13 protein-coding genes are annotated in these 18,245 nt (G+C 54.7%); 8 read left to right on the top strand and 5 right to left on the bottom strand.

Annotation, left to right across the window (positions count from 1 at the left end; translation table 11 throughout):
• The first annotated feature begins 179 nt into the window (after nucleotides 1-179).
• The gene (locus OEL83_09060; protein ID MDK9707187.1) at nucleotides 180-3,392 is read left to right on the top strand and encodes a cache domain-containing protein; all 3,213 of its coding nucleotides are present in this window, start codon (nucleotides 180-182) and stop codon (nucleotides 3,390-3,392) included.
• A gap of 24 nt (nucleotides 3,393-3,416) precedes the next feature.
• On the opposite strand, the gene OEL83_09065 is transcribed toward OEL83_09060, so the two are convergent.
• Nucleotides 3,417-3,794 carry a hypothetical protein gene (locus tag OEL83_09065; GenBank protein ID MDK9707188.1) on the bottom strand — a complete coding sequence of 126 codons (378 nt, stop codon included), beginning with the start codon at nucleotides 3,792-3,794 and terminating at the stop codon, nucleotides 3,417-3,419.
• A 289-nt stretch (nucleotides 3,795-4,083) separates the two neighbouring features.
• Between OEL83_09065 and OEL83_09070 the strand changes: the two genes are divergently transcribed.
• From OEL83_09070 to OEL83_09095, 6 genes are all read left to right on the top strand, one after another.
• A complete protein-coding gene (locus OEL83_09070) occupies nucleotides 4,084-4,527 on the top strand; it encodes a DNA-binding protein (GenBank protein ID MDK9707189.1) in 444 nt (147 codons plus the stop codon).
• A 52-nt stretch (nucleotides 4,528-4,579) separates the two neighbouring features.
• The gene (speA, locus tag OEL83_09075; protein MDK9707190.1) at nucleotides 4,580-6,502 is read left to right on the top strand and encodes a biosynthetic arginine decarboxylase; all 1,923 of its coding nucleotides are present in this window, start codon (nucleotides 4,580-4,582) and stop codon (nucleotides 6,500-6,502) included.
• A 159-nt stretch (nucleotides 6,503-6,661) separates the two neighbouring features.
• On the top strand, nucleotides 6,662-7,420 hold the full coding sequence (locus OEL83_09080) for a hypothetical protein (protein ID MDK9707191.1): 759 nt from the start codon (nucleotides 6,662-6,664) through the stop codon (nucleotides 7,418-7,420).
• Between the two features lie 2 nt (nucleotides 7,421-7,422).
• Nucleotides 7,423-7,941: a GNAT family N-acetyltransferase gene (locus OEL83_09085; GenBank protein ID MDK9707192.1), complete on the top strand. Its 519-nt coding sequence runs from the start codon at nucleotides 7,423-7,425 to the stop codon at nucleotides 7,939-7,941.
• 95 nt (nucleotides 7,942-8,036) lie between these two features.
• The gene (speB, locus tag OEL83_09090; GenBank protein ID MDK9707193.1) at nucleotides 8,037-8,894 is read left to right on the top strand and encodes an agmatinase; all 858 of its coding nucleotides are present in this window, start codon (nucleotides 8,037-8,039) and stop codon (nucleotides 8,892-8,894) included.
• Nucleotides 8,894-9,874 (top strand): deoxyhypusine synthase family protein, encoded by a 981-nt coding sequence (locus OEL83_09095; protein ID MDK9707194.1) that lies wholly within the window; start codon nucleotides 8,894-8,896, stop codon nucleotides 9,872-9,874. Before speB ends, OEL83_09095 begins: the two co-directional genes overlap by 1 nt.
• 267 nt (nucleotides 9,875-10,141) lie before the next feature.
• On the opposite strand, the gene OEL83_09100 is transcribed toward OEL83_09095, so the two are convergent.
• The 4 genes from OEL83_09100 to OEL83_09115 all read right to left on the bottom strand — a co-directional run bounded on the left by OEL83_09100 (nucleotide 10,142) and on the right by OEL83_09115 (nucleotide 13,364).
• Complete coding sequence (locus tag OEL83_09100) at nucleotides 10,142-11,083, bottom strand: alpha/beta hydrolase (GenBank protein ID MDK9707195.1); 942 nt, start codon at nucleotides 11,081-11,083, stop codon at nucleotides 10,142-10,144.
• Nucleotides 11,084-11,226: 143 nt separating this feature from the next.
• The gene (locus tag OEL83_09105) at nucleotides 11,227-11,541 is read right to left on the bottom strand and encodes a pyrimidine/purine nucleoside phosphorylase (GenBank protein ID MDK9707196.1); all 315 of its coding nucleotides are present in this window, start codon (nucleotides 11,539-11,541) and stop codon (nucleotides 11,227-11,229) included.
• 135 nt (nucleotides 11,542-11,676) lie between these two features.
• Entirely contained in the window at nucleotides 11,677-12,876 is a 1,200-nt protein-coding gene (locus tag OEL83_09110) for a diaminopimelate decarboxylase (GenBank protein ID MDK9707197.1), read from the bottom strand.
• The gene (locus OEL83_09115) at nucleotides 12,873-13,364 is read right to left on the bottom strand and encodes an SET domain-containing protein-lysine N-methyltransferase (GenBank protein MDK9707198.1); all 492 of its coding nucleotides are present in this window, start codon (nucleotides 13,362-13,364) and stop codon (nucleotides 12,873-12,875) included. Before OEL83_09115 ends, OEL83_09110 begins: the two co-directional genes overlap by 4 nt.
• Before the next feature lie 600 nt (nucleotides 13,365-13,964).
• Here OEL83_09115 and OEL83_09120 point away from each other — a divergent pair.
• Nucleotides 13,965-18,068, top strand: a complete 4,104-nt coding sequence (locus tag OEL83_09120; protein MDK9707199.1) for a hypothetical protein — start codon at nucleotides 13,965-13,967, stop codon at nucleotides 18,066-18,068.
• Nucleotides 18,069-18,245 lie beyond the last annotated feature (177 nt).

The following is an 18,245-nucleotide window of genomic DNA, read 5'->3' on the forward strand; positions in this document are numbered from 1 at the left end:
GCCCGAGAAGAACACCGGCGAGGGAGATGGTCGGTGCAATTGCGAAAACACTCCTCATCCTTGTCTTACCGCGGCAATTTGATATACACTAGCGGAAGGGCGCCTAGGTGATCCCTGCAACAGGGATGGCGGCCCGATGTCGTCGACTCACGGATATCAGCCCTTGGAGGAGTACAGGGATGCGGAGCATCAAGACCACATTTTTCCGTAATATGATGCTGATAACCTTAGCATCAGTGGGATTGTTGTTTGTGCTGTGGATGCACAGCGAATATACCGCCTTTGTTGAGGACGCGAACCATGCCCGGAAGGCCTTTGAAGAATCCCAGAAGGAGATGTTGAAGGAAGAGGTGACGACGGTTGCCGATTATATAAATTATACCAAAAACCTGACAGAAAGCGTGTTGCGGAAGACGGTCAGGGACCGGGTCGTCGAGGCGAGCAGTGTCGCCTCCCATCTCCTTGAGGTATACGGCAACTCGAAGTCACCGGCAGAGGTGCAACTGCTGATCAAAGACGCCCTCAGACAACTACGCTTCAACGACGGCCGAGGCTATTACTTCATCTTCAATCTGAACGGTATCGAGGAGCTTTTTGCCGATCGCCCCGAGCTGGAAGGGCAGAATATGTTGACCCTCCAGGGGGCTAAGGGTGAGTTCGTCGTCCGGGACATGATCAACCTGGTCCGGGAAAGCGGCGAGGGCTTCTACAGCTATACCTGGACCAAACCCGGCGAGGCGGGAAATACCTATCAAAAGACGGCGTACGTCAAATCCTTTCCCGCCTATGATTGGGTCATCGGCACCGGTGAATATGTCGAAGATGTTCGGGACGATATTCAAAAACAGGTGCTGGAACGCTTGATCACCCTGAAGTTCGGCCGGGAGGGGTACTTTTTCGGCAGCACCGGCAATGGCCTGCCCCTGTTTACCAACGGCAAGATTACCGTCGGTGAACGCAGCATAGCCGATCTTACTGATTCACAAGGCGTCAAGATATTTGCGGAATATAAAAAAGCAACCGCCAATCCCGGTGGAGATTTCATCAGATATTCATGGCAGAAGCTTGATAGCCCCACGCCATCACCAAAAATTTCCTTTGTCACCAGTATTCCCGGTTGGCAATGGATTATCGGTGCCGGTGTCTATCTCGACACCGTCGAAGAGGAGATCGCCAAAAAGAAAGATCTCCTTTTTGATCGTTTCCTGAAGAAGACCCTGATCAGCTTTTCCCTGTTGTTTGTCCTCATTCTGCTTGTTTATTTTTGGGTCAGAAGACTTACCGGGACCATCCAGAATGGCATAGATGCCTTCAGCCGTTTCTGTATCAAGGCGGCCACCGAGAACATCCTCATCGATCCCGGAATGCTGAAGTTTCAGGAGTTTATTGACATCGCTCGGTCAACCAACATGATGCTGGAAGGGCAGCGCCAGGCCACTGAGGAACTGGTGAAGAGTGAGGAAAAGTATCGAACCCTGTTTGAGAATATGGTTCATGGGGTGTTTTGTCAGCTTTCCGGCGGGGCCTTGGTGGATGTCAATCAGTCCGCCCTGAATATGCTCGGGAGGTCGCGGGAGGAGTTTTTAGGGACGCGTTTTGACAATCCGTCATGGAAGGTGGTCCGCGAGGATGGATCTCTTCTCGCGGTGGAAGAGTATCCCTCCGTGGTGGCATTACAAACGGGAAAACCGGTGATAAATTTTGTTGCCGGGGTTTTCAATCAGGTCAAGGATAGCTGGGTCTGGTTGAATATCAACGCCATTCCCCAGTTCAAACCCGGTGAAGACAAACCGTTTCAGGTCTTTGTCACCCTGCATGACATCACCCTGCGCAAGGCCATGGAGCGAGCCCTGCGGCAAAGCGAAGAGCAGTTTCGCACCCTCACCGACCTGGCGCCGGTTGGAGTCTATCTGGCCAGCTCAGAGGGCTATTGTCAATACGTCAACCCGCGCTGGTGCGAGATGACCGGTCTTACTGCCGATGAGGCGAAGGGCGAGGGCTGGCTGCAGGGCCTGCACCCCGACGATGTTGGGCGGGTTTTGTCGTCCTGGCGGGAGATGGTTGCCGGCCGTACCACTTGGGACACTGAGTACCGTCTGCGCAACGGTGACGGCAAGGTTGTCTGGGTGCAGGGCCTGGCGGCACCGCAGCGCGACGAACAGGGCAGGATCGTCCGCTACATCGGTATAAACGTTGACATTACCCGCCGCAAAGAGGATGAGGACCAGCGCCTGAAGCTTGAGGCACAACTGCAGCAGGCCCAGCGCCTGGAGGCCATAGGCACCCTGGCCGGCGGCATTGCCCATGACTTCAATAATATCCTTGGGGCGATTCTCGGTTATGCGGAGATGGCCAGAGATGACAGCCCGCCTGACTCATCGGTTGCCAGGGACCTCTCGGAGATCCTCAGTGCCGGGGCCAGGGCCAAGGACCTCATCAAACAGATTCTCGCCTTCAGCCGCCAAGTCAATACCGAACGGCGGTCGGTGCGGCCAGCGGTCATTGTCCATGAGGCGGTCAGGCTGTTGCGGCCGTCCCTGCCTTCGACGATCGAGATTAAGCAGGAGATCGACGAAGCTGCCGGGCCGGTTCTCGCCGATCCGACACAGCTGCATCAAATTCTCGTCAATCTCTGCACCAACGCCTTCCACGCCATGGAGGAAACCGGCGGCATCCTCCATATTTCCTTAAAGAATTCCGAATTGCGGCGGGAGGATTTGGGGCGGGAACCCCATGTCCGGCCCGGGGTGTTCGCCCATCTGTCGGTCAGTGATACCGGCACGGGGATTGCTCCGGAACTGGTCGCGAGGATATTTGAACCCTACTTCACCACCAAGGAGGTCGGCAAAGGAACCGGGATGGGGCTGGCCATCGTCCATGGCATTGTTCGGAGTTATGAAGGCTTTGTTTCCTGTTCCAGCCTTGTCGGCAAGGGGACCACCGTTCACGTGTACCTGCCGGTCATCGCTCCCGGGGCAATGGCCGCCGAGGAAGGAGAGGAATTGGTCCTTGCCGGCCGGGAGCGGATCCTCATCGTCGATGACGAGAAGATTCTCGCCGAGATGGGCAAAAACATGCTTGAGCGGCTTGGTTATGAGGTGACGGTGGAGACCAACAGCCTTGAAGCCATTGCCACGTTCTTTAAGGATCCGGACCAGTTCGACCTGATCCTTACCGATCAGACCATGCCCGGTATGACCGGTCTTGACCTGGCCATGCACATTCTCACGATCCGCCCCGATCTGCCGGTTATTCTGTGCACCGGCTACAGCACCCTGGTAACGGAAGAAAAGGCCAAGGCCGCCGGAATCAAGGGCTTTGCCATGAAGCCCCTGGCTAAGCGCGATATCGCCAGACTGATCAGAAAGGTTCTTGATGAAGGGAAGCGGTGAATGATGGCGGGAAATGAAAGTGCACTACAGACTGAATGATCGTGCCTGGGCGACCTCCAGGGCCAGTTCGGCACGGGAGTTGGCGTCTTTGGGCATGTTTTTCTTGGCGCACCATTCCGGAAAGGTCTCTGGGTCTATAAACACCTTCATGACCTGGTCGCCGGCCGCCTCGACTTCGGCCTTCTTCTCTTCGGCCCTGGCCAGCCAGTCGCTGTAGGTGCGCGGCAGCAGTTCGGCGTCGTCAAAGAGGGCAAGCAGTTGCGGGTAATGCTCCTCTTTATACCAGACCATGGCCTGGAGCATCGGCTCATGGGCCGGTTGTTGGTCCTTGCTGGTTTGCTGTTTTTTCTGTATCTTGGCGGCGGTTTTGCCGGAGCCGGCAAAGGTCTTTTTCTTGGTCATGGTAATCACCTGAGGTATGGAATGTCGAAGAGGTTTGTTGGTTATGGTTTTGTCCTGAGACAGCATGCGGGGAGAACATAAACAATCGGCGCGGCGAAGTAAAGAGGGCGGGAAGGGGAATCGATCTGCGGGGAACAGCACTCCTGGCAGGGTTTTCCAGCAACCAGGCAGGCTCTCCAGGCAATATGGCCCGGAATCTTTGACTTTCAGGGAAAAATGGCTATCTTTGCCCCTGGCCGTGCAACCGTCGGTGTCATAGAGTAGTTGAGAACAAGGAGCAAAACAGCCAATGAAATTTTCGCAAGCCCGTCAGGGCCGGGTCTTTATTCTCCGCCTCGAAGACGGCGAGATCGTCCATGAGGTCATCGAACAGTTTGCCGTTGACCAGAATATTACCGCCGCCGCCCTGACCATCCTCGGTGGGGCCGATGACGGCAGCAAGCTGGTGGTCGGCCCCCTGGATGACCGGGGTTTGCCGTTGCATCCCATGGAGCGGGTACTGGAGTACGCCCATGAGGTCTCCGGAACCGGCACACTTTTTCCCGATGCCGACGGACGGCCCCTTCTCCATATGCATATGGCCTGCGGCCGTCAGGGCGAAACCATCACCGGCTGCATCCGCAGCGGCGTCAAGGTGTGGCGGGTCATGGAGGTGATCATCTTAGAGTTGCTCGACACCCAGGCCAGGCGCCTGGTCGAGGAGCCCCTCGGCTTGAAGCTGCTGCAGCCGTAAAATCTCAATCTAACCGGGCCGGACATGGATGTCCGGCCCCATTATCAAGGTGGTGAGTGAATTGTCAGATTTATTAGAACGTTGGGGTGTTGAGAAGTCGTCCGAGCTGTACCGGGTGGCGGAGTGGAGCGGCGGCTATTTCCGGGTGTCGGACAAGGGCGATATGCTGGTGCAGCCTTCGCCGAACGCCAGTGATCGGGCGGTATCGATTCCGGCGATTGTTGAGGGTCTAAAGGAACGCGGCCTGGATATGCCGGTATTGCTGCGCATCGAGAACATCCTCGACTCGCAGATCTCCCAGCTCAATGAGACCTTTATCGCCGCCATGAAAAACCTCGGTTACCGGGGCAGCTTTCTTGGCGCCTATCCGATCAAGGTCAACCAGCAGAAACAGGTCATCGACGCCATGGTCCATTACGGCGGCCCCTACCATCATGGCCTTGAGGCCGGCAGCAAGGCCGAACTGATCGCCGCCATGGGGATGATGGCCGATAAGGAGGCACCGCTGATCTGCAACGGTTACAAGGATGAGGAATTTGTCGACCTGGCTCTCACCGCCGTGAAACTTGGCTTTCGCTGCATTCTCGTCGTCGAGATGCCCAGTGAGCTGCCGCTGATTATCGAACGGTCACGAATCCTCGGGGCCAAGCCGGTGCTCGGTGTGCGCATCAAGCTGTCCACCCAGGCCGGTGGCCACTGGGCGGAATCGGGCGGCGAACGCTCCATCTTCGGCCTGAATACCACCCAGCTCATGGATGCCGTCGACCTTCTGGTGGCGGAAGACATGCTGCATTGCCTGCAGATGGTCCATTATCATCTTGGCTCGCAGATCTCCAATATCCGCGAGATCCGCACCGCCGTCAATGAGGCCTGCCGGGTGTATGCAGGCCTGGTCCGGGAAGGGGCGGCAATGAAATATCTCGATCTCGGCGGCGGTCTGGCGGTGGACTACGACGGCTCCCAGTCGAATTTTCTCAGTAGTCGAAACTACTCCCTGGATGAATATTGCACCGATATCATCGATGCGGTCATGACCACCCTCGACGAGCAGGGTATTGACCATCCGATAATCATCACCGAAACCGGTCGAGCCCTGGTCGCCTATTACTCGGTGTTGCTCTTTAATGTCCTTGACCGCACTCTTTTTGAGCCGGATCCTCTCCCAAGTGAGTTACCCAAGGACTGCCACCCCCAGCTTGCTAATATGCTCGAATCGCTAAGCGGTCTGTCGATCCGCAATATCCAGGAAACCCTCAACGATACCATCTTCTATCGCGACGAGGTTCGCCAGCTGTTCAATCACGGCAAGATAACCCTTCGTGAGCGTGCACTCGCTGAAAACATCTTTTGGACGACGCTCAATCGCATCCGCCAGACCGCCCGGGAGCTGAAGAACGCCCCGGCGGAGATCTCCGAAATCGAGCGCCTGCTTTCTGATATCTATTACTGTAATTTCAGCCTGTTTCAGTCGCTACCGGACAGCTGGGCGATCGATCAGCTGTTTCCGGTCATGCCCATCCACCGCTTGGGCGAGAAGCCGACCCGTAACGCCATCCTTGCCGACATCACCTGCGACTGCGACGGCAAGATCGACCGTTTCGTCGACCGCTTCGGTGCTAAACGCTTTCTGCCACTGCACGAGCTGAAGGAGTCGGAGGAATACTACCTCGGGGTCTTTCTCGTAGGCGCCTACCAGGAGACCCTTGGCGACCTGCACAACCTGCTCGGTGACACCAACGTGGTGACGGTGAGCATCCACGAGGACGGCAAATTTGATTTTTCCGGCGAGCTGGAGGGCGACACGGTGGCCGATATCCTTTCCTATGTCGAGTACGACCCAAAACGACTGCTGATGAAGTTTCGGAAAACCGCCGAGATGGCAGTGAAGGAGGGGTTAATTTCACCCCTTGAGCGCAAAACCGTGATGAAGATCTATGAGGAAGGGATGCGTGGGTACACCTACTTTGAAAAGTAAAGGAGTTTCTCCATGGAAAGATTGGGACGAGAAGGGCACTGCTGTTGGGTGTCAAGCAACTTGCAGTCACTCAATATTCTGTCATTACTGAAGGTGCAGCTGATTGTGGTTGATGTGGAAGAAGGAATTCTGAGGTAAATACTCTCAAGGAGTATATTCGTGGATAGGAATAAGACTGTCGTGCAAAGATTTCGTGCTTTAATTAAACGGAATAAAAAAGGAATTTTTAGGTTGCTGGTCTATGTTGTCTATATCTGTTTCATTGTCGCTGCCTTTCTGTTGGTGGGAGCATACCACAGCGGATTGGCTTCTATAATGGGGTTGAATGATCAAGTCCAACTTGACCTCCAGTCAATTGCCAACGTCGTCGGTATTGCTTCGGCAGCTCTTGCATTAGTTATTTCCAACCGTCTGGCATCGGAAAACGAGCTTGAATCTTCTCGTAACCAGATCTATCAACAACTGGAATTCCAATCGATCCAACAGTTCCGTTTTGAGATTGATCACGTTGATCTTGCCCGCATAATTTGGGAAGACAGCGAAAGCTACGCTGAATTAAAAAAGGATGATGACCGAAGTTACCAGGTCCTTCAACTTATCTGTCAGGTGCTCAATTTGTTTGAAATGGCTTTCCGTTTTAAAGCCGATGGGATAATCCACGATGATGTTTTTAACAGCTGGGTAGCATGGATCTACGACTTGTGTTCCTCGGAGATCTTCCTTCATTACTGGTATCTGGAAGGAATCAGGGATAACTATATCGTCCTGTTCCAGGAAAGCATCGATCTGGGACTTGAGAAAGCACATACCAAAGAGAAAGTTGATGAGATAAAGAAAAAGGTCAAAGATCCTGGGTATGAAAAGGGTTTAGCCGAATTTCATAAATTCATGCAAAACATCTTTATTGAGCAAAGGTAGGAATGGCTTTGACTAGAATCCAACTTATTACCGACTCAGCTTTTGCAGTCGAGGCCGGGAAATTTTTCTCAGCTAATGTTGATCTCACCTATATTTCGCATGGCGAGATCATTGACGGCCGAGCTGAAAGCTTTCTTTCATGGAGTCCTCAACTTGAATCGATCTTCGCTGCAGATGCCAAAGAAGCCATCGGTAATGCACACACACCGGGGGCAGAAGGATTACACCTGGCAGCCCTCTTTATAGACGAAACCTTGGTTGGTCTGGCTCTTTTCGAATATCTCAGTCGACGGAGTGCACGTACTGTCATTTTACAAGATATCGTGATAGGCAAAGCGCATCGAGGTAAGAGATTGGGCGATCAATTCCTTGGCTGGCTGGAGAACCAGTTTGCCGCTATCGGCCATGTTAACCGTATATTTCTTGAGAGTGGCCACGGTAATACAGGTGCACATAGCTTTTTTGAACGGCATGGCTATACCGTTTCTTCTATCGTCATGACCAAACAAATGACGCGCTAATACCCCGGATCTCTTTACGGTAACGGTGTAACAGAATTAACAATGACTTTGTCGAGATCAAACCTGCAAAAAGATATAAGGAGAGGTGGTTGTCCATGATAAAGTTCGGTGGAATTCAGGATGAATATGCTGCTTACCAGTCGGCATCCATCCTCCTACAATCAATACCTTACGATGGAACCAGCACCTGGGGGAAAGGTGCAGATGAAGGGTTTCCTGCATTTATCGAAGCTTCAGAAAACATGGAGCTGTACGACATTGAAACCGATTCCGAGGTTTATCGAAAAGGCATTCATATCCCTTCAGCGATAACTGAAAACGCCACACCTGAGCGGGTTTATCAGACTGTTTTTGAGCAGACTAACACCCTCCTGGAGACCGGAAAATATTTGACCTTCATGGGAGGGGAACATTCCGTCAGCATTGGTATTATTGATGCCTTTCGGCTTCGTTTCAAGGACTTGACAGTATTACAACTCGATGCCCATGCCGATCTTCGTCCCACATATCTCGGCTCGGCGTATAACCATGCCTGCGCACTGCATAAGGCCAGTTTGGAAACGAATCTTATCCAGGTAGGCATACGAAGCATGGATAGTTGCGAGAAGCCTTTTGTCAATCCACATAAAGTATTTCTTGCCGAATCCATTCATGCCACTTCTGATTGGATCGATAAATCAATTGAACTGATGTCCAACGATGTCTATCTCACCATTGATCTGGATGTGCTTGACCCATCCATTATGCCGGCCACAGGGACACCAGAACCGGGTGGACTAGATTGGTTTACCACAATTAGGTATCTGAAAAAGGTATTTGCATGTAAAAATGTGGTTGGTTTTGATATTGTCGAGTTCGCACCCATAATGGGATTGACATACCCAAATTTTCTGGTGGCGAAATTGTATTATAAATTACTCTCTTACAAATTTGATAAAACGGACAGATTATAATGAAATCAAATAACGGACCTATTGGAACATTCATGCTTGAGCATTTCAAGCATTTCAATTCAGCTACCCTGGTTGATGCAGCTATTGGTTATGAACAACAATTGGCCAAGGGAAATAAAATGATGATTACGCTCGCCGGTGCCATGAGCACAGCCGAGCTTGGAAAATCACTTGCTGAAATGATACGAAGGGACAAGGTGAGCATAATTTCCTGCACCGGAGCCAACCTGGAAGAAGATTTGATGAACCTGGTTGCTCATACCAAGTATAGACGCATCCCGGGTTATCGGGATCTTTCGCCTCAGGACGAATGGGAACTGCTGGAAAAGGGATTGAACAGGGTAACTGATACGTGCATTCCCGAGGAAGAAGCATTCCGCCGTTTACAAAAACATATTTTTGAAATCTGGCATGAGGCCCAGGAAACCAGCCAGCGATTTTTCCCCCATCAATATCTGTACAAGCTGCTTACATCTGGAGTCTTGAAGCAATACTACGATATCGATCCGAAAGACAGCTGGATGCTGGCTGCAGCTGAAAAGAATCTTCCGATAATAGTCCCCGGATGGGAGGATTCAACGTTGGGAAATATTTTTGCCTCGTACTGCATTAAGGGGACGCTGGCTCCGAGTATTATGAAATCGGGGATAGAATACATGATGTGGTTGGCCGATTGGTATACCGAGGAGACCAAAGAAAAGCGCATCGGTTTTTTTCAAATAGGTGGAGGGATTGCTGGCGATTTTCCGATTTGTGTGGTTCCCATGCTATATCAGGATTTGGAGAGAACCGACACGCCCTTCTGGGAATATTTTTGTCAAATATCAGACTCGACAACTAGTTACGGGTCGTATTCGGGTGCCGTTCCCAATGAGAAAATAACTTGGGGCAAGCTAGGTATCGATACTCCAAAATATCTCATTGAATCAGATGCTACTATCGTAGTACCTCTCATTTTTGCCTACCTGCTAGGTTGGTAAAAATACGATTAAGGCCGTTGCCGCCGGAGAAATTCCATGGATTCATCCGGTATGCAGCGGCTTGCCGGCATGGCCGAGGAATAGTCCCAGGCATGGGGCTTGATACCATGCTATTTCCGAAAGATTTTCCCGGCAATATCTACCTGATCACCAATGTCGACGGCCTTGAGCCCTCGTTCATTGGGGTGACAGGAATCCCGGGGCTGGACGGCCTTGGTTTCTGCAGACAGGCTGCTCAGTGCAACATTAAACTGCGTTTGCCCCGCCTTATTTCTGCGCCGCTTGTGTTAACACCGTAGAAATCGCCTTCGCCAAGGCATCGTTGAACCGTGCCGGTGTATTGAGCATCAAAAAGTGATCGGTGCCCTGCAGGACAATGGCCTCAAAGCCCGGGATGTGCCGCCTGTTGGCCTCATAGTTTATCGGCCAGAGATCGGCGTTTACGGTCACAACCGGGATGTGCAGCCGGTCGAAGAGTTTGGGGAGGGCTCCGGTGCTGTACTCGGTCAGCAGCTCGTTCATGGCGCTCAAGGCAACGTTTGGCGGCGCTGCCGCGACGTCGGCGATGATCCAGTCACGGATCAGGGGGTTGCTGCCAGCTGCAATCATCTCGGCGATGAACTGTCGGCTGCCGGTTTGGAAATCGCTTTTCAAGGGGGCGATCATCTGCGCAATTTCCTCGGCGGTGGTGGAGTATTCGAGGTCTTCAAGGGTGTCGACGCCGATGATGCCGATGACCTTGTCCGGCATAAGGAGAGCGGCCTCGGCAACCGCCAGCCCGCCCATGGAATGGCCAATGAGGATGGCCTTGCCGCCGGCCGCCGCCTCGGTTACCGCGCGGACGTCCTCACCAAAGGCCTGCATGGTATATTTGGCGCGAGAGGTACCTGAGTGGCCATGTCCGGCAAGATCAAGCAAAACAACCCGGTGATTTTTCACGAAATGCGGTATCTGCTCCCGCCAGTAGCGGGCGTCGCAGCTCCAGCCATGGACAAAGACCAGGGCCGGTTCACCTTGACCATAGACCTCGTAGGAAATCGGCGTACCGTCCTTGGAGGCAACCACCTTCGGCAGGTCCGCCTCCGCCCGGGCGGCGAAAAAGGCCGCTGCGACGAGAACCAGCCAGGCGGTAAGGGCTATACAGCGGGTGCTCCGGGAAAGGTTGATGTCTCCCGCCTTTGTGGGATGGTTTGGTGTGATAGTTCGCATAGCTTTCCTCCTTGAGTTCGGCTGTATCGGCTGCGCCCCTGTTGCGGTATTTGACAAGAAGTCAATTATAGCGTCTTCGTCGGGGGTAAGGGAAGGCTTTCTTTCAAGGAGGAGTTGCCGGGCATCTAGCCGGCGTGCCTTGCCTACTGGAGAAAGGAGCAGCAGTAATCGGTAACTCCCGCCACCTTCAGATAAAAGCAGCTCTTGGCTGGCACGTTGAAGGATGTGCCCGCATCAAAGCTCTGCCATTCCGTCGAGCCGGGCAGCTGCACCAGCAGGTTGCCGGCGAGGACTTCCATCACTTCCGCGGCATCGGTATTGAAGCTGTATTCGCCGGGGAGCATGATACCCAGGGTCTTCTTGCTGCCGTCGGCAAAGGTGATGGTGCGGCTGGTGACCTTGCCGTCGAAGTAGACGTTGGCCTTTTTGCTAACGGTTACGTTGGTAAATTCGCTCATTTCGTGGTTCCTTGTAGGGGTATTTGCCGGGTACCGGCGTTGCTGATGGGTTTTGGTAAAAACGGCAACGGGGTGAAAATGAACTTTTCACCCCGTTGTTGTGTATCGCTGTGGCCAGCTCGGGAAGGGCTATTCTCAGGGCAGAAGAAACTCCTTGAACTCGCCGCGCAGGCAGTGGTTTGAGGCCATCGCCGAGGAGTAAGCGCCGGCGTTGATCAGGGCCAGGGTCTGGCCTTCGGCAAGCGGCGGCATGGCGATATTGCTGTACCAGACATCCAGTGCCTCGTTGATATTGCCGGCGATGGTCACTGCCTTGCATTCCCCCGGCTGGCGCAGGGCCGGCACCGGATGAAAGGGCAGGCCGTACACGGCAGGTTCGACGGCGAGGTTGAAGCCTGCATCGACGCCGACAAACACCGTCTCCATCTTCTTTTCGACGGTATTGACGGTCAGCAGCATGATGCCGCTATCCTTTGCCAGGTAGTCGCCCGGTTCGATCTCAATGGACTGGGGCCGGTTGCGGAAATGCTTGGCCAGGATCCCGGCCCAGCGGCCAAGATCCAAGGGCTTGTCGCCTGCGACATGGGGGACGCCCAGGCCGCCGCCGACATTGACGATCTCGACACTGTCCAGCTGATCGACAAACCATAAACAGCTTTCGATGATCGAATCCCATACCGCCAGCTGCTCGGTGAGATAGCCGCAGCCGGTGTGGAAATGGATCTTTCTGATGGGCAGGTCGTAGGCCTTGGCCAGCGCTATCGCCTCGGCGAATTGTTCCCGGTAGATACCGAACTTGGTGGTATTGATCCCGCTGTACTGGAGCTTGTCGTTATGGGCGCGGCTGATGCCCATCGCCGGATTGACCCGGATACCGATGCTCCGGCCCCGGCCGAGTTCTCCCCAGCGGCGGATGGCACTCAGTGAGTCGCAGTTCATCGACAGGCCTTTGATCCGCGACAGCCTTTCCAGATCGCGGTTGGACAGACTGGTGGCGGTAAAGGAGATGTCTTCTGCTGAAAAGCCGCAACTGATGGCGTGTTCCACCTCGTTCGGTGAACAGGCATCAATGCCCACCAGTCCCGTTCCCCGCAGATGGGTGAGGAGCGGGGCGAAGCGATTTGCCTTCATCGCATACTTGATGCGGGAGCGCTCACCCAGCCCGGCCTGGTGCAGGGCCGACCGGAGGCGTTCGATATTGGCGACGATTCTCTGACCACTATAAAAAAAGGTCGGCGTTCCGAACTGTTCTGCTAGCTCTTGGACACGCCGATCGGCAAATATCAGGACACCATCACGGAAGTTGAGATCTTCCCGTTCCCACCATTCCGTCATGCGCTCTGACACTCTTCGAACTGTTTTTCGGGCAAACGAAAGCCGTTGGGCAGCACCGCCTCGGCAATCGGGGCTTCCTTGCGGCCGGTGATCCAGCCACGGCAGTTCTCGGCACCGCAGCTGCAGGGGAACTGGCGGAAGAGGACATCCTCGGTCTGGGCGTAATCCATGGTCAGATAGTCCATGGGCTGGATGTCTTTAACTGCGTGTACCAGCAGTTTTTTCATATCCAGTTCAATATTTGGTGAGCAGCTATGGAGAAAATATCCGGAAAAATACAGATCATGAAGATGGAGGTTAGGCTCAATCTGCAGGCTGTGTTGGCGAATATCGGTGATGATATCCCCCGCAATGGCACATACCAAACTTCCCTTGGCAATGAATTTGTACGTCATAACGCCGGAACCGGCGACATGATTTTTCAACACAACTCGAAAGTCGTTTTTGCTGGGAAACAACGGGTTGGTTCCATAGTGAGGTGGATACATGTCAATTCCTATCAAATGAAATAAGGGGAGGAACTACGGAAAATACAGTGTTGGGACAACCGGAAACAGCATATCAATTTATGATGTAAATTTTCGCGATGAATACACCTTTTCGAATGGTTTATCAATAAGTTTTTGCGCTTCTGGGTGGCAAGGTGAAAAAATAATATATATAAATAAATCAAGAAGATATGTTGACAAACCGGCTGTGGGGTGGAAGGGCGCCACAGGCTAAGTAGAGTCAAATGGTAATTATTCCCACAGTTTTTGGCTGTTTTATGGTGGCGAAGGGGACCTACAGAGGGCAGTGATACAATCATCGGCGGCGGCCCTGGGAAGGGCTGTCGCCGTGCTGTTTTCCAGGGGGGAGGTTTGTTTGTCGGGGCTGGTTCGGTCGCAGGTAAAAAGCCATGGGATCCGGGAAAGGCGAAAAAACACCTATGCATGGATAGGTAATAAGGCTGTAAAGGCCTGCCCTGGGCAGTGAATCCGTTTGCAGGGAAACGCCCCTCCCAATGTTCGTGACAGTGATTATCATCAAGGCAACGGTTGCACTTCCCGCAGGTGCGGCACGTCCATTTTCCCCAACGAGGTCTGCGAATGGTGAAACCCGCCCGGAAATCCTCTGACTGGTTGACTGCACTCATTTCCACGGCAGGCCTGCACCTGCTGATTATCCTCGTTGCCGCCTTGCCCTCCTCCTATTATTTTTCCCCCCTTGCCGAGGTAGTGATCGCTGGCGGGGGAATGATGGAAGAAAGTTCCCTGGCCGGGGAAAACACCGGTGATCGCGGCGCGGCGACAGGGCAAGCTATGGCCATCAATGAGAAGGAATCACCAGATCCTGGTGGTGTGGCCATCCCTTATCAGCATGCCGTACGGCAGCGAACCCAGGCATTTGCCCTGAGTGACGCCGGTCGAGCCATCCCTGAGGTGCTCAGGCCGGTTTTCTCCGGCGGCGGGGATTTCCGGTCACTGGCGCGGCAAGAACCGGTGAAGCGGCTCGTCCCGCCGCGCTTTTCTTCTTCGACCATCCCGCCCCGCCCGGACAAGAGCCTGGAGCAGGCGGTGGATGAGGATGCCGAGGCGGTCCTCCTCGGCAATGTTTTTGACAACGCCGTTCCGGCCACCGCCACCAGCAAGGATTTCCTCCTGGCCGAGGCGCAGTTTCGCCGGAATCTGCACCGGGATATCGCCGATGGCCGTCTTGATATGCCCTTTGCCGACTTTATCATCGCCGCCGAATTCTTCCACCTCAGCCGCGCTCTTCTGCCTCTTGGCCAGCAGCCTGCCTTCAGCCTTGAAGAGGCGATGGCCAGGTATACCGACCGCCTGCGCCGGGTCGGCGAGGGCCTGCCAAAGGAAATCGACGGCTACTCCCTTATCATGGTCCTGCAGCGCTATGCCGAAAATAAATTTTATCCCGGCAACGGCAGCGGCATGCTCCTTGACTCGCTGTTTCATTTTCAAAACGACTGTGAAGGGGGAACCAAGGAGATCATCGCCTATCTCCAGGCCCTCTATCCGGCCCTTCAGCTTGGTTCGAACCGGGGAATGCTGCAGACGACCACCGGCGAACTGATCGGCCATATGCAGGCCTTCATCGGACCTGGGCCGGATACCGGAAAAATCATCGCCAATGACCGGGGTCTGATCGTTGAGACGACCAGGGTGAGCTTTGACTCGGTGTTGCCCTACCAGGCGGGAGACGTCTTTCCTCTGGAGGATTTCGTCGTCCGGTATTATCCGGACATCGCCGCCGACAGCCCCCTGGCGGCGGCGCTTGCGGCCCGGGATGGGGGGAGTGGCGAGGGTGGCAAACGAATTGTCGGGACCAGCGACAGCCCGCTGAAAATGGGCTACGGGGCGACGGCCACCCTGCTTGCCGGCAAGCTCTACGACCTTGATGCCATTCGTACCCAGAGGATTGCCAACGAGTTTCTGAAAAGCGATATCCCGAGCTGTAATCCCCGCATCGACCCGGCAAGAATCGATCGCACCAACCTCTTCAGCAATTTCGTCACCATTGACCGTAAGTTGCGGAAAAACTTGATCGGCCACTATCTCGCCGACCTGCAATATTGGGACAATCAGGTTATGCCCGAGTGGCGAATGCCGGACTATCTCGCCACCTACGAGGATCTGGCGGGCAGCCTGCTCAATGAAAAAGGAGGGGCTGCGGGCTTGGTACCGCAAGGGCATGAGTTTCGGTTGAACAGACAAGATGCGCAATTCGGCTTTATTCAGGTCGATGCCGAAAACAGTCTACCCCTCAGCAGTCTGCAAAGCCACACCCGTCTGCTGCGAAGGTTGCAGACCGATGCGAAGCTGGACAGAGATCGTCACCTGGGAGCGGGACGGCAGGAGTGCAGCGGCAGGGCAGTCCTTGACGACCGGCTCCTCGGCTACCTGTTTAAGGCTCCTGAGGGGCCGGGGCTGTATTTTTTGCCGGGCCCAGGGGAAGATTTTTCCTGGCCGGATTTTCAAGAGAATATCCTCAATGATTGCCTGGCCATGCCCGTTGCCGGTGCCGAGCGCACCCTGCTGGGAATCCTCGAAGATGATGCAAGCCGGCAGGGCAGCTCGCTGCGCCGCGAATTGTACCGGCAGGCCCGGTCCCGGGGTTTGACCGGGGCTGGAGGGGAAGACCGTCTTCCGGCAACCGCCGCCGTCCTGGCCGGTATGGTTGCCGGTACCGCCGATGAAGCCGTGGCGGAGATCCTCGCCGGCAGGCATTCGCCAGCAAGCACCACGGCGGAACCGAGTGTCCGGGAGACCATCGCCGAGCTCGGCCGCACCGGTTTTAGCAGCGGCTTGGTCTGGGATATAGCCGATTTTCTCGGCCCCGAGAAGCTGCGCGGCCTCATTCTTCTGTATGGCAAACGCGGTGATCTGCGGCTCAGCGTTGCCAGGGCCCATGAGCTCATCGCACAACTTGCCTCCACCCTGGGTGGAGGCTTGGCGATGGAGTACCTGGCTGAACTGCAAGCCGGAGTCGGCGATGGTACCCTGCGTCTGGCAGTAGACCTCAATCTTGCCAAACTGCAGAACCGCCCTTCCAGTGAAATCTCTCGGATCGCCCTTGATTACCTAAAGGGCAGCGGGCCCCTCCGGGCGGAGACCCTCCTCGCCTTAGTGCAATACGGCCTGGCCGGTGACGAGGCCAAGGTCTTCCTGCATGGACGGCTATCCCAGCTTCTTCCCCAGATCGCCAAGCCGGCCGCCGTACAAGGGGCGCCAGCGGCTGAAGAGGTGTTTGTTGAGCTTGTCGAAATGGTAAAAATTCTCCGGCAGCTTCCCGACCAAAAGCTCTGGGCGACTCTGAACCTCAGCCTGCGTGACAGCCTGCTTGCCGATTTTACCGGGATTCCGGCGGCAAGGGATGGGAAGAAAGCAATGGCCGATTACGGGCTGATCTTTAACAAGCTGACGGTTTTGGCCTTTTTGCACGAGCGAGTTGGGGGAGAAGAGTACAGGGATACGGGGATGCCGCTTTCCTGGATCAAACAGTTTGTCCGTTTTGCCGGGGAACAGCCGATAGGCAAATTGATGCTGGCGCCGGTTGCAAAGATCGTCGGAGATGAAAGCCATGTCTCGGCAATGGCCGGCATCATCAGCGAGCAGATGGCCCTGCTCAACCAGTTGGCGACGGGGGCAGGACAGCAGTCTGCCGCCGGCCGCGTGAGTGGTGACGCCGCGGGGGCCTTACGCGTGGCAAAGACGGTGCTGGGCGATGCCAATGTCGTTGCCAGGATGCTGGTTTCGGCTACCGCCTCGCAGGTGGCACGGATCTCGGGGTTTCCTGCCGAGCAGTTTGCCGGCAATGACGGAAGCAAGGCATCCTGGTATCTGGAGAGGCTCCACCGGCGTATCGCCCCCATGGTCAGCGGAGCGGCGGGAGTGGCAGGCCTTGCCGGAAAGGCGCAGGAGCTGCGGCTGGATCCGGCCGCCTGGAGCGAACCGGTGGCAACTTATTATCTTGATGACCGGGTGCGCGAATCTTTTGCCCTGCTGGCCTATTTCCAGGGAAGCGGCGATGGCGGCGGTATAAAATTCACGAGAAACCAGGATCTTGCCGCCATCAAGGATCCATCCAAGCTGCGGATTGTCGAAAGGGAGAGAAAAATCACCCGGCAGGATATGTCACTTCTAACGCTGGCCCTCAATTCCACCAACGATCCCTCGGCCCTTCGCCGGACCTGGGAGCAGACCTTAGCGGCAACCGGCAAGCACCTGGGGCTGCCCGCCCTTGACCAGGGATTGCGCAACTACCTGTTCGCCCCCCATCATCCCTATCTCACCGAAAATGATCAGGGTTTCTTTTACTCGCCGGAGACGGTGGAAGATCTTCACAATGCCGCCGAATGGGGCGGCAGAAATGATATCCTTCTCAGCAGCTATCTGCACTTTCGCAATCTGCCGGGGCAATTGCCTGACTGGTTGCGGCGGACAGCGATGGCGAGAAGTGAGCTTGAGCTGAAAATCATCAAAAAGCTCGAACAACAGACCTTTCTACCGATGATCCTCGAATGCGATGCCGATAAAAAAGAGCTCCCCGACCCATTGTTCCGGGCTAAATGGGAGATCCGTAAACCCTTCGGCGAGGATATCTTTCCCGGCACGCTGCTCCTCCTCCGCTTGGGCTATCTGGAAATCACCGCCACCGGCGAAATCGTCCGGACGGCAAAATACGCCGGCGGGTGAGCCGCTGCGGTCGGCCTCTTCCCATCATTGTTCCGGAAGCTGTATCTTCGCTGGCCCCTTGCGCAAGGGGCGAAAAAAAGAAACGAATTCCGACGGCGCGAAATTTGCCGGATTATGCAGAATATCTTTTTAACAATCTTTTAAAAGCATGGTAGTGTTTTTCAGTGTTGGGAAAAT

The organism is Desulforhopalus sp. (assembly GCA_030247675.1).
GTDB lineage: Bacteria > Desulfobacterota > Desulfobulbia > Desulfobulbales > Desulfocapsaceae > Desulforhopalus_A.